We start from the raw sequence: 15195 nt of genomic DNA, 5'->3' as shown, positions 1-15195 counted from the left end.
GGACCCAGGACGATGAACTGCGCGATGCGCAGTTCATCGCACAGGCCCGATCGAGACCGGCGACAGCAGCGCTGACGTCTCGACGGGCGGGCGGTCCCACCGGCGCCTGCTGGGAGAACTGCGCACCGCGCAGTTCTCCCACAAAAGGTCCAGGGCTTGCCCTGGTTCGGGTCGAGGGGCGAACAGCCCCCGCGGGGTCCGGGGCGGCGCCCCGGCTTTACGGTCCCAGCGCCCCTCAGAGCCCCATCTGCTTCGCGATGATCACCTTCATGATCTCGTTCGTCCCGGCGAAGATTCGCTGCACGCGCGCATCCATGTAGGCCCGCGTCACCGGGTATTCGAGCATGTACCCGTAACCGCCGAAGAACTGCAGACACTCGTCGACCACCTCGCCGAGCATCTCCGTCTGCCAGAGCTTCGCCATCGAGCACTCCTTCACGAGGTACTTGCCTGCGACGTGCTCCGCGATCAGCCGATCGAGGAATGCGCGGCCTACTTCCACCTTCGTCGCGCACTCGGCCAGCTTGAACTGCGTGTTCTGGAATTTTGAAATGGGCTTGCCGAACGCCTTGCGCTCCTTGCAATACGCGACCGTGTCCTCGAGGATCCGCTCTGCTCCCGCCTGACACCCGACCGCCACGACGAGCCGCTCCTGCTGGAGCTTCTGCATCAGCATCAAGAAGCCCCCGCCCTCCTCGCCGAGACGGTTTTTCACGGGCACCCGACAATCCTCGAACGAGAGCTCCGACGTATCCTGCGAGGGCAGCCCCATCTTGCGCAGCTTCTTGCCCTTCACGAAGCCTGGCGTCCCCGCCTCCACCACGAACAGGCTGATGCCTCGGTGCGCGTTCTCCGCATTCGTGTCCGTCTTCGCCGCCACGATGCAAATGTCGCAGAGAATGCCGTTCGAGATGAACGTCTTCGCTCCATTCAGCACGTAATGGTCGCCGTCCCGCACGGCCGTCGTCGCGAGCCCCGCGAGATCGCTGCCCGTCCCGGGCTCCGTCATGGCGATCGCCGTCACGATCTCCCCGGACGCGCAGCCGGGCAGCCAGCGCTGCTTTTGCTCCTCCGTGCCGAAGGTCGCGATGTAGGGCACCACGACGTCCGAGTGCAGCGACATGGCGAAGCCGGAGTCGTAGGCCCGGGCCATCTCCTCGATCACGATCACCGAATGGAGGAAATCGCCGCCCGCGCCGCCGTAGGCCGGATCGAGCGACGGGCAGAGGAAGCCGCCCTCGCCCGCCTTGCGCCACGCCTCGCGGTCGACGCTCCCCTGCTCCATCCACCGCTCCTGGTGCGGCTTGACCTCCCGGTCGATGAACCGGCGGAACGACGTTCGGAACAGCTCGTGCTCTTCGCGGAAAAGGTTCCTGTCCATTTGAATGACGGGTTACCAAACCTCCCGTCCCGCGTCTATCCGGAAGCGGTAGCGGTTGACGCGCGCCGCTCGGTGGAAGACGCTTTTCCCCGAGGCCGACGCTTGTCCGACGGAGCCAACGCTGCCGAGCCGACCATCGCGGAGCGGCTCTCCACACGCGAACCGCGCATCCACGTCTCCATCGGCGCCGTCTGCAACAACAACTGCGTCTTCTGCATGGAGGAAGATCGCGACGGCCGCTACGTCAACAACTCGGCCATGACCACCGAGCGCGTGCGGTGGATCCTCGAGCAGAACCAGGGCGCCGAGGAGGTCTGCTTCACCTCCGGCGAACCCACGACACGCCCCGAGCTGCCCGAGCTCGTGTCGATGGCCAAGGGCCTCGGTTACCGCAAGATCAGCGTGATGACGAACGGCCGGCGCCTCTCGCACCTGCCGTACGCCGCGCTGCTCGCGAAGGCCGGGATGAACCGGTTCTACGTCTCGATCCACGGCCACACGAAGAAGCTCCACGAAGGCCTCACGCGCACGCCTGACAGCTTCGAGCAGACCGCCGCCGGCCTCGCCTCGATCACGAAGCTCAAGCGCTTCGGCGTCGAGCTGCACACCTCGACGGTGATCACGGACCGGAACCTCCCGCACATGCTCGACATCTACCGCTTCCTGCGGCAGGCGGGCGTCGACCAGGTCGTCTTCAACGTGATGCAGGCGAACGGCCGCGCCGACACGTATTTCGAGCAGATCTTCCCGCGCTACACGGACATCGCCGCCGCGTTCCGGCGCTTCCTCGCGGACGTCGGCGAGCGGCGGCCGATGGCGTTCCTCGTGGACATCCCGCTCTGCACGACGGAGGGCGTCGCCGATTTCAACCGCGGCTACGTCGAGAAGTACCAGCACTTCGACCTCGGCGCTCAGGCGAACCTCGATGCTGCGCGCGCGCCCGAGCGGGCCGGGGACGGACGCGGCCGGGGGCTCGTCCTCGTCACGCGGCAAGATCTCGACGAGGCCCAGCGGGACAAACGCGAGGCGTGCGGAACGTGCAAATACGGGCCGCAATGCGAGGGTGTCTGGCGCAACTACCTCAAGCGGTACGGCTGGGACGAGTTCGAGCCGATCCTCGGCGCCCCAAACGCTCGGTGATCACAGGGTAGAACGTGTTACCATCGCCCGAGCAGGCATGAGCGACGGCAAGAGCGATGGACGTGGCGACGGGGCGAGAGCGCAGGCAGCGCATGTAGAGCATCCTGCCGGGCCCCCCCTCCCGGCTCCCTCACCCCCACGTCCGATGTTCCAGAGCGCCTCGCACGCAGGCCCGCACAGCGTCGGCCCTTCGAGCGTGGTCGTCGCGAGCCGCAAGAGCGACGTGCCGCCGCTCTCGCAAGATCCCGAGGCGCACCGCAAGTGGCTCGTCGAGGAGCTCGAACGCACGCGCGCGCGCCTGCTCCAGGCCGACAGGCTCGCCACGCTCGGCACCATCGCCGCGAGCGTCGGGCACGAGCTCAACAACGTCGCCGCGGTCCTGACCCACACCGCGACCTTCATCCGCATGCGCGCCGACGCCGGGAAGCTGCCGGAGCCCGACGATCTCGTGGCCCTCGACCGTGGCGTCGCGCACCTGGCCGAACACGCGCGAAACCTCCTGCACCTCGGCACGCCGAGCCAGGATCGGCACGAGGTCCTCGACGTGACGACCGTGATCGCCGACGTCCTCTCGATGCTCCACGTCTCGGGTCGCACGAAGCGCGTCAGCATCATGACGCAGGCGCCGCCTTCGCCCGTGCGTGTGGCCATGAGCCGCACGAAGCTCGAACAGATCTTCGTCAACCTCGTGACGAACGCCGCGGACGCCGTGATGGAGCAGCCGCCGGAGGGCCGGCTCATCCGCATCGAGGTGAGCGAGAATCGCGAGACGGGGCGCGCGCACTGCCTCGTCGAGGACGCGGGGACGGGCATCGCGCCCGAGATCCTCGCGCGTGTCTTCGAGACCTATTTCACCACGAAACCTTCGGGCAAAGGTACGGGCCTCGGGCTCTCCGTCGTCAAGAGTCTCATCGAGGCCGTGGGCGGGGACATCGAGATCGAGAGCGAGCTCGGCAAGGGGACGGCCGTGCGCTTCGATCTCCCGCTGTGCACGTGAGAGAACGTCCTTGCCGTCGGACGGCCGTGGGCGCCATCATGCACCCAGGTCCGTGACGTCGCATGCGTCTCCCATTGGCTCGTCGGCCACCGCCGTCGCACCGGGCACCCTCCTCGCCCAGAAGTACCGCGTCGAGCGTGTCCTCGGGCAAGGCGGCATGGGGTACGTGGTCGAGGCCCGGCACGTCGCGCTCGACGAGCGGGTCGCGCTGAAATTCCTCCTGCCCGAGTACGCGCAGCATCCCGAGGCCTCGGCGCGCTTCCAGCGCGAGGCGCGCGCCGCCGTGAAGATCAAGAGCGAGCACGTCGCCCGCGTCCTCGACGTGGCCACGCTCGAGAACGGCGCGCCGTACATGGTCATGGAGTTCCTCGATGGCCGGGATCTCGCGCGGCAGCTCAAGGACGGCGTCCTCTCGGTGCCCGACGCGATCGACTACGTCCTGCAGGCCTGCGAGGCCATCGCCGAGGCGCACGCGCACGGCATCGTGCACCGCGATCTGAAGCCCGCGAACCTCTTCCTCGCGAGCCGCCCCGACGGCTCGCCGCTCGTGAAGCTGCTCGACTTCGGCATCTCGAAGATGAAGAACGCGCCGGGCGATCACGCGCTCACGCGCACGGCGACGGCGATGGGCTCGGCGCTCTACATGTCGCCCGAGCAGATGCAGGAGACGCGCGGCGTCGATCACCGCACCGACATCTACTCGCTCGGCATCACGCTCTTCGAACTGCTCGCGGGCACGCAGCCGTTTTACGCGGAGACGTTGCCCAACCTCTGCGCCGAGGTGCTCACCGGCACGCCGCGTCCTCTGCGTCAGTTTCGGCCGGAGCTCCCGGCGGATCTCGCCGCGCGGATCGAGCGCGCCTACGAGCGCGACAAGAACCGAAGGTACCCGTCGATCGGCGAGTTCGCCGTCGCGCTCGCGCCCTACGCGCCGCCGCGCTCGCAGAGCACGCTGGAGCGGATCACGCGCATGGCCGGCCTGCCGACGCCCGAGCTGCCGTCGCGACAGCCTTCCCAGCCGACCTTGCCGGCGTTCGCGCCTGCCGACGCGCGCGCGTCGACCGAATGGGCCGAGGGCCCGAGCACGGTGCCGCTCGGCAACACGGGGCGACGCAACGCGGCCGTCAGCTCGACCCTGTCCTCCGCCCCGTCGCCCGCCGAGGTCGCCACGCAGACCGCGCACAAGACGATGCCGCTGCCGGTGCAGATCGCGTCCTCGCCGGAGCTCCCGTCATCGGCCACGACGACGACCGGACCGAGCATCATCACGCTCGGACAAACGCCGTCGCTCGACGTGATCGAGCCCGACCTCAGCCGCATCGAGGCCGACCTCTACACGGGTCCGCGCAGCGCTCACGCGGCTGCCGCGTTCGCCAGTGCCGCGCGGACGCGGACGCCGTCCGATGGTGGTCGCTCGTTCCTGTTCGTCGCGCTCGGCCTCGGCGCGCTCATCGGCGTCCTCGGCGGCGTGCTCGTCTTCCTGTTCCGATCGAGCGTCGAAGCGTCTTCCACGACGCCGATCGCGACCGGCGCGCCCCAGGAAGTCCCTGCGCCCCCCGCGCCCACGAGCGCGGCTACGCCGACGTCCACCGCGCCCACGGTGACCCCCGAATCCACGGCCCCGCCGATCCCTTCGGCCTCCGCGTCGCCGGCGATGGCCGCGTCCGCGGTAGCGACCGCGCCCGCGGCGCCATCGCCTGGCCCGAAGCCCACGAGCAAGGCGACGGTGGCCCCGACGAGCACGACGAAGAAAGATGCAAAAAACGCTTTCAATCGCCGCTAGCTCGCCGATGCCCCGCGCCCGCCTGCGGATCCTCGCCGCCGCGCTCACGCTCGCGGCGGCGCTCACGCTCGCGCCCGGCCCTGCGGCCGCGCAGAGCGGGGACAACAAGGCCATCGCCGAGGCGGCCTTTCTTCGCGGCCGCGAGCTCATGGACCAGGGCAAACCCGCGGAGGCGTGCCCCAAGTTCGAGGAGAGCGCGCGGCTCGATCCCTCGGTCGGCGCGCTCCTCAACCTGGCGCTCTGCAACGAGCAGCTCGGACGCACCGCCACGGCGTGGGCGCGCTACAAGGAAGCCGCGACCTTGGCCCACGCCACGGGCGACACCGATCGCCTGAAGATCGCCGAAGAGTTCGCGGGAAAACTCGCCCCCAAGCTCTCGCGCCTGCGCATCGAGACGGCGGCCGAACCCACGGCGGGCCTCGTGATCAAGCGCAACGGCGAGCCCCTCGGGGCCACGCTCCTCGGCGACCCCATCCCCGTCGATCCCGGCGAGCACACGATCGAAGCGACCGCGCCCGGGTTTTTGCCCTGGTCCACGAAGATCGTCGTGGGCAAGGACGCCGACCTGAAGACGGTCTCGGTGCCTGCGCTCGCGGCGGCTCCGGAGGAAAAGAGCGTCGAGAAGGTCGAGACGCCTCCCCCCGCATCCAGCGCGAACGGCCTGCGCACGGCGGCATTCGTCGCGGGGGGCGTGGGCGCCCTCGCGCTCGGCCTCGGCGCGGTGTTCGGCGGGCTCGCGTCGAGCGACGTGGGCAAGGCCGATCCGCTTTGCCCTCAAAAGAAGTGCAACCCCGAGGGATTCGCCCTCATCGAGGGCGCGCAGACGAAGGCCCTCGTCTCGACGATCGGCATCGGCGTGGGCGGCGCAGCCCTCGCCGCGGGCGTCGTGTTGTTTTTCGTCTCGCGCTCCCCGGCGAAAGAGCCCGGCCCCGAGGCGCCACGCGCGTGGCTCGTCCCTTCGTTCGGACCACGCAGCGGAGGCGCCTCGATCCTGGGCACGTTCTGAGCCCGAACCGACAGGACCCGTTTCCCCCATCTGCCATGGACTTCGACCTCACCGAAGAGCAAAAGCGTTTCCAGGAAGCCACGCGCGCGTTCGCCACGCGTGAGCTCGCGCCGCGAGCCGCCGAGATCGATCACGACGCGCGCCTCCCCGAAGGCCACGCGCGTCGCCTCGGCGACGCGGGCCTGCTCGGCCTCACGATCCCCTCCGCGTACGGCGGCTCGGGCGGCGACTTCGTCTCGCTTTCGCTCGCGATCGAGGAGATCGCCGCGGCGTGTGCGAGCTCGGCCGCGATCGTGGGGACACACGTGGCGCTCGTGGCGCGCACGCTCCTCCGCGCGGGAAGCGACGATCAAAAACAGAAGTACCTCGCCCTGCTCGCGCGCGGCGCCTCGCTCGGCGCGGCCGCGATCCCCGATCCCGCGGAGGGCACGACCCTCTTCGCCGAGCCCAGCGCCGCCGGCGGCTTCGTCCTCGACGGCGAGACCGGCCCCGTGATCCTCGGTCCCGCAGCCGACGTGTTTCTCGTGTTCGCCGCGACGAACCGCGCCCCGAACGATCCTCGCCTCGTCGCGCTGCTCGTCCCGAAGAGCGCCCCGGGCCTCACGATCGAGCCCGCGGAGGCCTTCGTGGGTCGGCGCGCGGCAGGCGCGGCCTTGCTGCGCGCGCGCGGCGTTCGTGTGGATGCGGCCGAGGTGATCGGCGCGGCGGGTGAAGGCGCATCGATCGCCACGGCGGCACTCGAAGACGCGCGCATCGCCGTCGCGGCGGAGGCCATCGGCATCGCGCGCGCGGCCTTCGAGAAGGCGGCGGCGCACGTGAAGCGCACGCAGGACCGCTTGAAGACGCCCGGCCTCCTCGGCATGCAGGCGCAGCTCGCCGACATGGCCGTCGACATCGAGGTCGCGCGCCTGCTCGTCCTTCGCGCCGCGCACCTCGCGGATCGCGGCGCGCCTTCCTCGGCCGAGCGATCCATCGGAAAACTCTTCGCCTCCGAAATGTCGACCCGCGTCGCGCACCGAGCCATGGACATCCTCGGCGCGCGCGGCGGAGGCGCGAGCGAGGGCCTTGGACGTCACTTCCGCGACGCGCGCACCACCGAGCTCGTCGAGGAGAGCAGCGGAACGCAGCGATCGATCATCGCGCAAACCATGTTGAAGGGATGATGAAGAGCAACGAAATCAGCCTTGGGTTTGGTTCTCCTCGGGCCCTCGTCGCCGCGCTCGCGGCGCTCGCCTCGCTCGCGGGCTGCGGTGGCGAGGTGACGGCGAACAAGCCGCCGGACACGGGCGGCGTGGACTCCTCGACGAGCGGCGGAAACGGCGGCGCCAACTTCGAAGCCGAGATCGGCGCGCTCGATCAGGACAAGGTGCAGTCGACCCTGCAGCGCACCTCGGACAAGCTCAGCGCCTGCTTCCACAACGGCGTCCGCCGCATCCCCTTCATGGGCGGCGAGATCAAGTTCGCGCTGCGGATCGCGCAGGGCGGAACGGCCACCGTCGCGTACCTCAAGGAGTCGACGCTCGGCGATCGCGAGACCGAGTCGTGCATGCTGGGCGCGCTGCGCAGCGCGAGCTGGCCTTCTCCCGTGGGTGGCAAGGAAGGCCTCGCCGAGGGCGGCTTCGCCTTCGATCCGAGCGCCGACGAGCGCCCGCCCGTCGCGCTCGGGCCCGATCGCCTGGGCAAGGAGCTGCCGAAGGCCAAACAAGCGCTCGCGACGTGCCGCGCGAGCCAGGGCGCGGGCCCGATCACAGCCACGATGTACCTCGACACCGATGGAAAACCCCTCGCCGTCGGCGTCTCGAGCGCCGATCCCAAGGGCGACGCCGCGGCCACGTGTGTCGTCGACGCGCTGCGCGGCATGAGCTTCCCGTCGCCTGGAAGTTACGCCGGCAAGGTGTCCCTCGTCGCGGAGTGAAGAAGTGTTCGGTCGAGGGGCGCGGATCGAAGGGTCGCGCTAGGATCTCCGCGTGTGGAAGCTCATCCGTGAAGTCCTCGGCCTCCTCTGGAAGCTCGTCAAGACGCTCCTCAAGAACAAGCTCCGCGCCATCCTGAAACGCGTCCTGCTCTACACGCTGCTCCTCGGAGCCGTGATCGCGGTCGTCGTCTTCCTCGTGACCCGCATCTTCGTTTGACCAGACGAACCCGTTGGCGCTCCAACGGGTTCGCCTCCAGCCGCTCCGCCTCTCAGCGCGTCGCGCTCCGGGCAATCACGATGCGCTGGATCTCGCTCGTCCCCTCGTAAATCGTCGTCACACGCGCGTCGCGCAGGTGCCGCTCCACCGCGAAGTCGCGCACGTAGCCGTAGCCGCCGTGGATCTGCAGCGCTCGCTGGCAGATCCGGTTCGCCGCTTCGCTCGCGTAGAGCTTCGCCATCGCCGCCTCGGCCGAGAACGTGCGCCCCTTCTCCTTGAGCCACGCCGCGCGTAGCGTGAGCGCCCGCGCCGCTTCGAGCTCCGTCCGGCAATCCGCGAGCGACCACTGGATCGCCTCGTAGTCGCCGATCGACCGGCCGAACTGCTTGCGCTCCCGCGCGTACGCGGTGGCCTCCTCGAGCGCCGCCGTCGCGATGCCCACGGCCTGCGACGCGATCCCGATGCGCCCACCGTCGAGCGCCATCATCGCAATCTTGAAACCCTCGCCCTCGCTGCCGAGCAGCGCGTCCGCCGGCACCTTGCAGTCGTCGAGCTCGAGCGGCACCGTGTTCGACGCGCGCAGCCCGAGTTTGTCCTCGGGCCGACCGCACCGGAGCCCCGGCGTCCCGCCCTCCACGAGGAACGCCGAAAGCCCACGCGTCCCCGTCCCGCCCGTGCGCGCCCAGACCACGAACACACCGGCCCACGCGCCGTTCGTGATCCACTGCTTTTGCCCGCGCAGCACCCAGCCGTCCTCGGTCCGCTCGGCCACGGTCCGCATCGAGCCCGGGTCACTTCCCGCCTCCGGCTCGCTCAGCGCGAACGATCCGGCCGCGTACTCGCCCGCGCAGATCTTCGGCACGTGCTTCTCGCGCTGCGCCTCCGTGCCGAACCGCGCGATCACCTCCGCGACCATGTTCGTCACGCTCATCGTCACGGCCGTGGAGGCGCACGCGCGCGCGATCTCCATCATCGCCAGCGCATACGCAACCACGCCCGCCTCGGCGCCGCCGAGGGCCGCGGGCACGTTCACGCCCATCAGGCCGAGCTCGGCGAGGCCTCGCAGGATCTCGCGTGGGATGTCTTTGTCTCGGTCGAGATCGGCCGCGACGGGCCGGATCACGCGCTCGGCGTAGTCCCGCGCCGTGCGCTGGACGAGCGCCTCGGTCTCGTTAGGCTCGAGGTCCATGGGTCCGCGTTACTGGCACTTCTGCGTGAAATCGCAAGGATCGCCGCCCTGCGCGGTCACGAGCAAGCTGTACTGCGTGCACGTCCCCGTGGCGCCGAGCTTGCGGTAGACGCGCACGTAGTACTTCGTCCCGTTGTTGTTGCAGTGCACGGGCTGCGTGCCGTCGTTCGCGCAAGGCACCTCGCCCTGGAGGCCGTCTGCCGATTTCCCGTCGACGCACCAGTCGTACGACGTGATCCCCACGGCGCCACCCGACGGCGTGTCCGTGCACATGTCGCCGCGGATCACGTCGACCACGAACTCGTCGTTCGGCATCGGCGCCACGAAATCGATGCTCACGTGGTACGAGTTCGTGGTCAGCTCATTCGTGTCGATCGTGTCGAACGACCACACGTCGACGTCGCTCGCGCCGCCGAGCGAGCCCGTGATCGTGATGCTGCTCCCGCTGGTGTCGCTCACGCTACCGGCGGGCGTCGCGTTCGCGCAGAGGTCGTTCGGTTCGCCCATCTCGGTCGGGCACGAGCAGCCGTTCGCGATCGGGCCCGGCGGATAGCTCGCCCAGCCCGGCTCGCACGGCCCGAGCTCGCACGAGCCTTGCGGCGTGCACGCCCACGACGCGTGCGGCGGCACCGGCCCCTCCGCGCTGCAGAGCGCGTTCGGATCGCCTTCGTCGCTCATGCCGTCGCAGTCGTCGTCGGAAGCGTTGCACGTCTCGGCCGCGGGGACCTTCGCCGTGCATCCCTCGAAGTCGCCCGACTCGCCGTTGCACGTCTCGACGCCCGAGCACGTGCCGTACTCGTTCGAGTTCGCGCAGTCCTTCTCGACCCCGTCGCGTTTTTCGCTGCACGGACACGAGAACGGCAAGTTTGGCACGCAGAACTTGTAGGCCTGCCCCTGCGGAGGCTTGGGCGGCCCCGCGTCCAGACCGCCGTCGCCCGCATCGCCCGCATCGCCCGCGTCGTCCGGAGGCCCCGCGTCCGGCATCTCGCCGTCGCCCGGCTTCGGCGGATACTTCGCGCCCTCCAGGCACGTGAAGCCGTTCGGACACTGGCCGTCGGTCGTGCAATCCTGCGCGCAGAAGCGATCCCCCGCGGGCGCGATCAAGCACGCATCCGAGGGGTTCGGGCATTGCAGCTTCGTCATGCACGGCAAGCACTGGTTGCCGAGATCGGGCACGCAGATCGAGTCGCCGTTGATGATCGCGCAGTACGTCCCCGCAGGGCAGCCGGGCGGACACGGCACGGTGCAGTACTTGTTCGCGCCGACGACCGTGCAGTCCCCCTGCTCGCAAGGCGTGTCGTCGTCGCAAGGGCCGCCGATCTGACCCGGCGGAATGCCCCCACCGCCCTCGCCGCCCGCGCCCGCGCCGGCGCCGCCGCTCGGATCGATGTGATTGCCCTGCGCGCACGCCGCGAACAACGCCGCGACGAACGATCCGATCAAGACGATCCGCCCATGGTAACGGTGCCCCAAGCTCATCGGACGGCGCCTCCTCGACGACACGAACCGGCCCGCGCGTGGAAGCCGAAAATGGCTCTTCCTTCCCGCGCAGAGGCCTTCGTCAGGTTAAATGTTTTGCACACCGGGCGTCAAACGCGTAACTGGGGAGTCGAAAGCGGTCCCTCCGCTCCCCGCCATGCCTCGCGCCCCTGCTCCCAGGCCCTCCGCGTTCGTCCCCGGTGCGTCATGTGCGAGCCTCGCCGTCCTCGCCCTCGCCACGCTCACGGGCTGCACGAGCGCAAAAACCGAGGCCACACCCAGCCCGAGCCCCGCCGCAGAGCTCATGCCCCCGGCGCCGCCCGCCGCCGCGCCGCCCGCAGCGTCCGCGGCCGCCGCCGCCGCACCCGCAGAAGCGCCCGCGCCCGCGTCCGCGCCCGTGCCCGCGAAGCCGCGCATCTGGTCGAAGGGACGTTTCGCCTGGATCCACCCCCAGCCCGGGGCGAGTCACGCCTGGATCGGATACCTCGCGCTCGGCAGCTCCGCGCCGCTCAAAGGCAGCAGCGTCGAAGCCGCGCGGATCCCAGGTTATGCCGGCTGCGACGCCTGGTACGCCGTCGAGCCACGCGGCTACGTCTGCGCAGGCGCAACGGCGACGGTCGACGAAAAAGACCCAGCCATCGTCATCCTGCGTCGCGACGCAGCCGACGTGAGCTCGCCCTGGCCCTACCAGTACGGCGAATCCATTGGCGCTCCGCGTTATGACCACATCCCGACGCGCGCCGAGCAACGCGAGGCGGAATGGGACCTCGTAAAACACGAGGCCAACGTCGAAAAAGCACGCGCCGCCGCGGGCGACACGGCCGCGATCGCCGCCATCGACAAGTCCCTCGTCGGCGTCGACCTCGCCCCCTCCGGCGAGGGCCCGCCCGAGCTTCTGCCCTTCGGCCCCCTCGTCCGGGAAAACCGCAAGTTCGTCCAGCTCGGTTCGACGATCGCGTTCGTACGCGCCTTCGAGTCCGGCGGCCGAACCTTCGTCCTCACAGCCGACCAAGCGATCATCCCGAAGGACCGCATCAAGCCCTACCCGCGCTCGACATTCCACGGCATCTCGCTCGGCGACGACGTGAAGCTGCCGCTCGCCTTCTTCCGCCAGAGACCACGCCCCAAATGGAAGCGCGGCGAAGACGGCAAGCTCGCAAAGACCGACGAGACGTTCCCGCGCCTCGGCTGGATCGGTCTCACAGGCGTGCGCGTCGAGCAAGACGGCAAAGCATTCGTCGAGACGAAGGAAAGCGGCATCTACGTGCTCGCCGAGGACGCGCAGATCGTCGAAGCCGTCACCGAAGCGCCCTGGCTGGCCGACAAGGACCCAAACAAGAGCAAATGGGTCGACGTGCGCGTCCTGAACGGCACACTCGTCGCCTACGAAGGTCTGCGCCCGGTCTACGCGACGATGATCTCCCCAGGCCGCGGCGGCGTCCCGTACCCAGGCATCGAGCCGCTGAAGACAGCCTCCACCCCGGTCGGCCTCTTCCGCGTGGACGGGAAGTTCCGCACAGCCACGATGGTGTCGAGCTCCGACGAGAACTTCGTGCATTCCGAGGTGAACTGGGTCCTGAACTTCAGCGGCCCGCATGCACTGCACGGCGCCTACTGGCACGACGCCTGGGGCGAGCCGAAGAGCGGCGGCTGCGTGAACCTCGCGCCCATCGACGCCAAGTGGGTCTTCGACTGGACCGACCCCGACGTCCCCGAAGGCTGGCACGGCATGCGCGCCGTGAGGGAGTTCGGTCAGAGCACGATCGTGCGGATTCGGCGGTAGCGCTGGCAGCGTTGCGCCGGGGTTTCACCCCGGACCCGACCAGGGGCTATCCGCCCCTGGACCTGGACCAGCGCAAGCGCTGGACCCGGGGTCGATGAACTGCGCAACGCGCAGTTCATCGAACAGGCCAGGTCAAGACCAACGACGACCCTGCCTGCCAAGACCGCGGCGCCGAGGATTCAACTGGCAACGTCCCCGCCGCCAGCGTGAAACGCACCTCCATGGTCTTGCCACCGGCCTGTTGGAAGAACTGCGCGATGCGCAGTTCTTCCACGAACGGTCCAGGGCTTGCCCTGGTTCGGGTCGAGGGGCGAACAGCACCCGCGGGGCCCGGGGCAGCGCCCCGGCGCGGCGGCCTCAGCGGGGAATTTCGAGGAACGCCTTCGCGAGTTGCATCGCTCGCTCGGGGTCGACCATGTTGAGGTAGGCGATCTTCCCCTGCAGGTACGCCTCGAAATGCGGGATGTTCTCGCGGTTCTGCGCGGCGAGCCCGGTCTTCTTGGCGGCGTGCAGGATCGCGCGGAGCTTGCGGACCTCCTCGCGCGGCATCCCGAGCTTGTCGTTCACGACGATGCCCGTGACCTCCTGCCGCCCTCCCGCATGCTGCACCCGGCCCTTCTTCGGGTTGATGGCAAACCCCTCCTCCTGCACGATGTGCCGCACCCGCGCGAGCAGGATCCCAAGGTCACTCCGGCCCTTCTTCTGGCCACCCTTGCCATCATCCACGAGCTCGTTCTCCGCCGAGAACGTGAGGTCGTCCGCATACCGCGTGTACGTCCAGCCCATCTTGCGCGTCATGCCTGAAAGCCGCCGATCGAGCTTGCGCGCAACCAGATTCGAGATCGCCGGACTCGTGCACGCACCCTGCGGCAAACCCCGTTCGCCCACCGCCACCCAGTACGTCGTGCCGTCATAGACGACCTTCCGCCGCGGCGACTCCGTGCAGATCAGCGCAAAAATCGTGGCCACCGCAGGCGAGTACCCGATCGACTCGAAGAGCCCACGCACACGGCCAAACGTGATGGTCGGAAAGAAGTCCGAGAGGTCGAGGTTCACCACGGTCCCGCGGCCAAGATGCGCCCGCGCATTCGTCACCGTGGATCGCCCCTTCACGAACCCATGCGCCTCGCCCTCCACCGAGAGCTTCGCGAGCACATTCTGAAGGATCCACTGCTGCGCCTTCGAGAGCGCCTCGTGCGGCGCCGAGAGCAGACGCATGCCGCCCGAACGCTTCGGCACCTCGAAGTACACGTAATGCGGCTTCTCGACCGCGTCGTTGTGGTAGCAGAGCCAGCGCAGCCGCGGGATCGGCACGGAAAGCGCCTTCGCGACCTCCGCCGGCGTCGACAACAAGGGCAACCCCTGCTTCCGCAGCGACTCGACGTTCGCGCGCCGATCACCGAGGCTGCCGGACACGCCACGCCCGAGGAAGATGATGTCCTCGGCGCGACGCTTGGCGACCGCCTCCGCGTGTTTCTTCTTCCGCTCGGCCGCGAGCCGCTTCTTCTCCGCCTTGCGCTCGGCCTTCTGGCGGCGAAGCTCCTCGATCGCCGCGTCCGCCTTCTTGCGGGCCACGACGGTCGCCATGCTCGCGGCCTCGTGGTGCTTGAGCCAAAGATCCCCGACGCGGTGGATCTCCTCGAGCTGCTGCTCCGTGAGCAAGCCGCGCAGAATGAGGCCCCGATCGATCAACGCCGTGCGCTCGTCGCTCTGCGGCGGGATCGTATCCACGCGCCCGATCCACGCCGTCTGGTACGGGTTGATCTTGAGCGCGCGCTTGCGCATCTCGTCCGCCGACAAACCAAGGATCCCCGACGTCTCGTACGGGTCCTTCGGCTTCGGTTTGTCCTTCTTCTTCTTGTCGGGCGTCGCCGCCGCCGCCGCCGGCGCAGGGCTCGCCGTGAACGTCGCGACCGCCGGGTTTTTCCCGCCCGCGCCGCTCGTCGTCAAGGTCGAGGACGTCTTCGCTGACGTCGACGCCCCCGCCTGCGGTTTGTCGCCCTGCTCGTTTTTCCCGGGCTCGCCCTCGCCGGGTTTGCCGGTGCCGATGAAGGACTTGACTTTGTCCCAGAAGCCCACGGCAACTCCCGCTAGATCGAGGTTGCGACGCGCGTCGCCCGAGCGCTCGGACGAGCGATCCCTGATGCACCGTTCGACACGCCGTCCAGCCCTCCAAGGAAGCCCGTCCGCCCGACTACTCGCCTAGGACCACGTCCGATCACCGAGGCCCTAGGCCCCCTACCGGCATCCAGACCCAAGGGTCCGCTGAGTGGATGCTGGTAGGGGGCTTTAGGGCCAAAAGAAC

General features: G+C 69.1%; 12 protein-coding genes. 8 read left to right on the top strand and 4 right to left on the bottom strand.

The window, feature by feature from the left end:
• Positions 1-235 precede the first annotated feature (235 nt).
• Positions 236-1381, bottom strand: coding sequence for an acyl-CoA dehydrogenase family protein (locus KEG38_RS35485; RefSeq protein WP_272424794.1), 1146 nt, complete (start codon positions 1379-1381; stop codon positions 236-238).
• Positions 1382-1483: 102 nt separating this feature from the next.
• Here KEG38_RS35485 and hxsC4 point away from each other — a divergent pair, with 102 nt between their 5' ends.
• From hxsC4 to KEG38_RS35450, 7 genes are all read left to right on the top strand, one after another.
• Positions 1484-2521 carry a radical SAM protein HxsC4 gene (gene hxsC4 / locus KEG38_RS35480; RefSeq protein WP_272424792.1) on the top strand — a complete coding sequence of 346 codons (1038 nt, stop codon included), beginning with the start codon at positions 1484-1486 and terminating at the stop codon, positions 2519-2521.
• A gap of 145 nt (positions 2522-2666) precedes the next feature.
• On the top strand, positions 2667-3518 hold the full coding sequence (locus KEG38_RS35475; RefSeq protein WP_272424790.1) for a sensor histidine kinase: 852 nt from the start codon (positions 2667-2669) through the stop codon (positions 3516-3518).
• Between the two features lie 52 nt (positions 3519-3570).
• Positions 3571-5301: a serine/threonine-protein kinase gene (locus tag KEG38_RS35470; protein WP_272424788.1), complete on the top strand. Its 1731-nt coding sequence runs from the start codon at positions 3571-3573 to the stop codon at positions 5299-5301.
• Between the two features lie 7 nt (positions 5302-5308).
• The gene (locus tag KEG38_RS35465; RefSeq protein WP_272424786.1) at positions 5309-6307 is read left to right on the top strand and encodes a tetratricopeptide repeat protein; all 999 of its coding nucleotides are present in this window, start codon (positions 5309-5311) and stop codon (positions 6305-6307) included.
• Between the two features lie 35 nt (positions 6308-6342).
• Positions 6343-7470 carry an acyl-CoA dehydrogenase family protein gene (locus KEG38_RS35460; protein ID WP_272424784.1) on the top strand — a complete coding sequence of 376 codons (1128 nt, stop codon included), beginning with the start codon at positions 6343-6345 and terminating at the stop codon, positions 7468-7470.
• Entirely contained in the window at positions 7467-8222 is a 756-nt protein-coding gene (locus KEG38_RS35455) for an AgmX/PglI C-terminal domain-containing protein (protein ID WP_272424782.1), read from the top strand. The genes KEG38_RS35460 and KEG38_RS35455 overlap by 4 nt, the downstream gene beginning before the upstream one ends.
• A gap of 52 nt (positions 8223-8274) precedes the next feature.
• Positions 8275-8439: a hypothetical protein gene (locus KEG38_RS35450; protein ID WP_272424780.1), complete on the top strand. Its 165-nt coding sequence runs from the start codon at positions 8275-8277 to the stop codon at positions 8437-8439.
• Between the two features lie 52 nt (positions 8440-8491).
• Here the strand turns inward: KEG38_RS35450 and KEG38_RS35445 are convergent, their stop codons facing one another.
• Together KEG38_RS35445 and KEG38_RS35440 are read right to left on the bottom strand one after the other, a co-directional pair.
• On the bottom strand, positions 8492-9628 hold the full coding sequence (locus KEG38_RS35445; protein ID WP_272424779.1) for an acyl-CoA dehydrogenase family protein: 1137 nt from the start codon (positions 9626-9628) through the stop codon (positions 8492-8494).
• 9 nt (positions 9629-9637) lie between these two features.
• Complete coding sequence (locus KEG38_RS35440) at positions 9638-11107, bottom strand: hypothetical protein (protein ID WP_272424777.1); 1470 nt, start codon at positions 11105-11107, stop codon at positions 9638-9640.
• 157 nt (positions 11108-11264) lie between these two features.
• On the opposite strand from KEG38_RS35440, the gene KEG38_RS35435 reads away from it, so the two are divergent.
• Positions 11265-12890, top strand: a complete 1626-nt coding sequence (locus tag KEG38_RS35435; protein WP_272424776.1) for a L,D-transpeptidase — start codon at positions 11265-11267, stop codon at positions 12888-12890.
• Positions 12891-13247: 357 nt separating this feature from the next.
• Here the strand turns inward: KEG38_RS35435 and KEG38_RS35430 are convergent, their stop codons facing one another.
• Positions 13248-14969, bottom strand: a complete 1722-nt coding sequence (locus KEG38_RS35430; RefSeq protein ID WP_272424774.1) for a reverse transcriptase family protein — start codon at positions 14967-14969, stop codon at positions 13248-13250.
• Between the last annotated feature and the right edge of the window lie 226 nt (positions 14970-15195).

This window comes from Polyangium jinanense (assembly GCF_028435265.1).
In the GTDB taxonomy this organism is placed as follows: domain Bacteria; phylum Myxococcota_A; class Polyangia; order Polyangiales; family Polyangiaceae; genus Polyangium; species Polyangium jinanense.
Note: the sequence above shows the minus strand (reverse complement) of the source record. Positions and strands in the feature narration are given on the sequence as shown.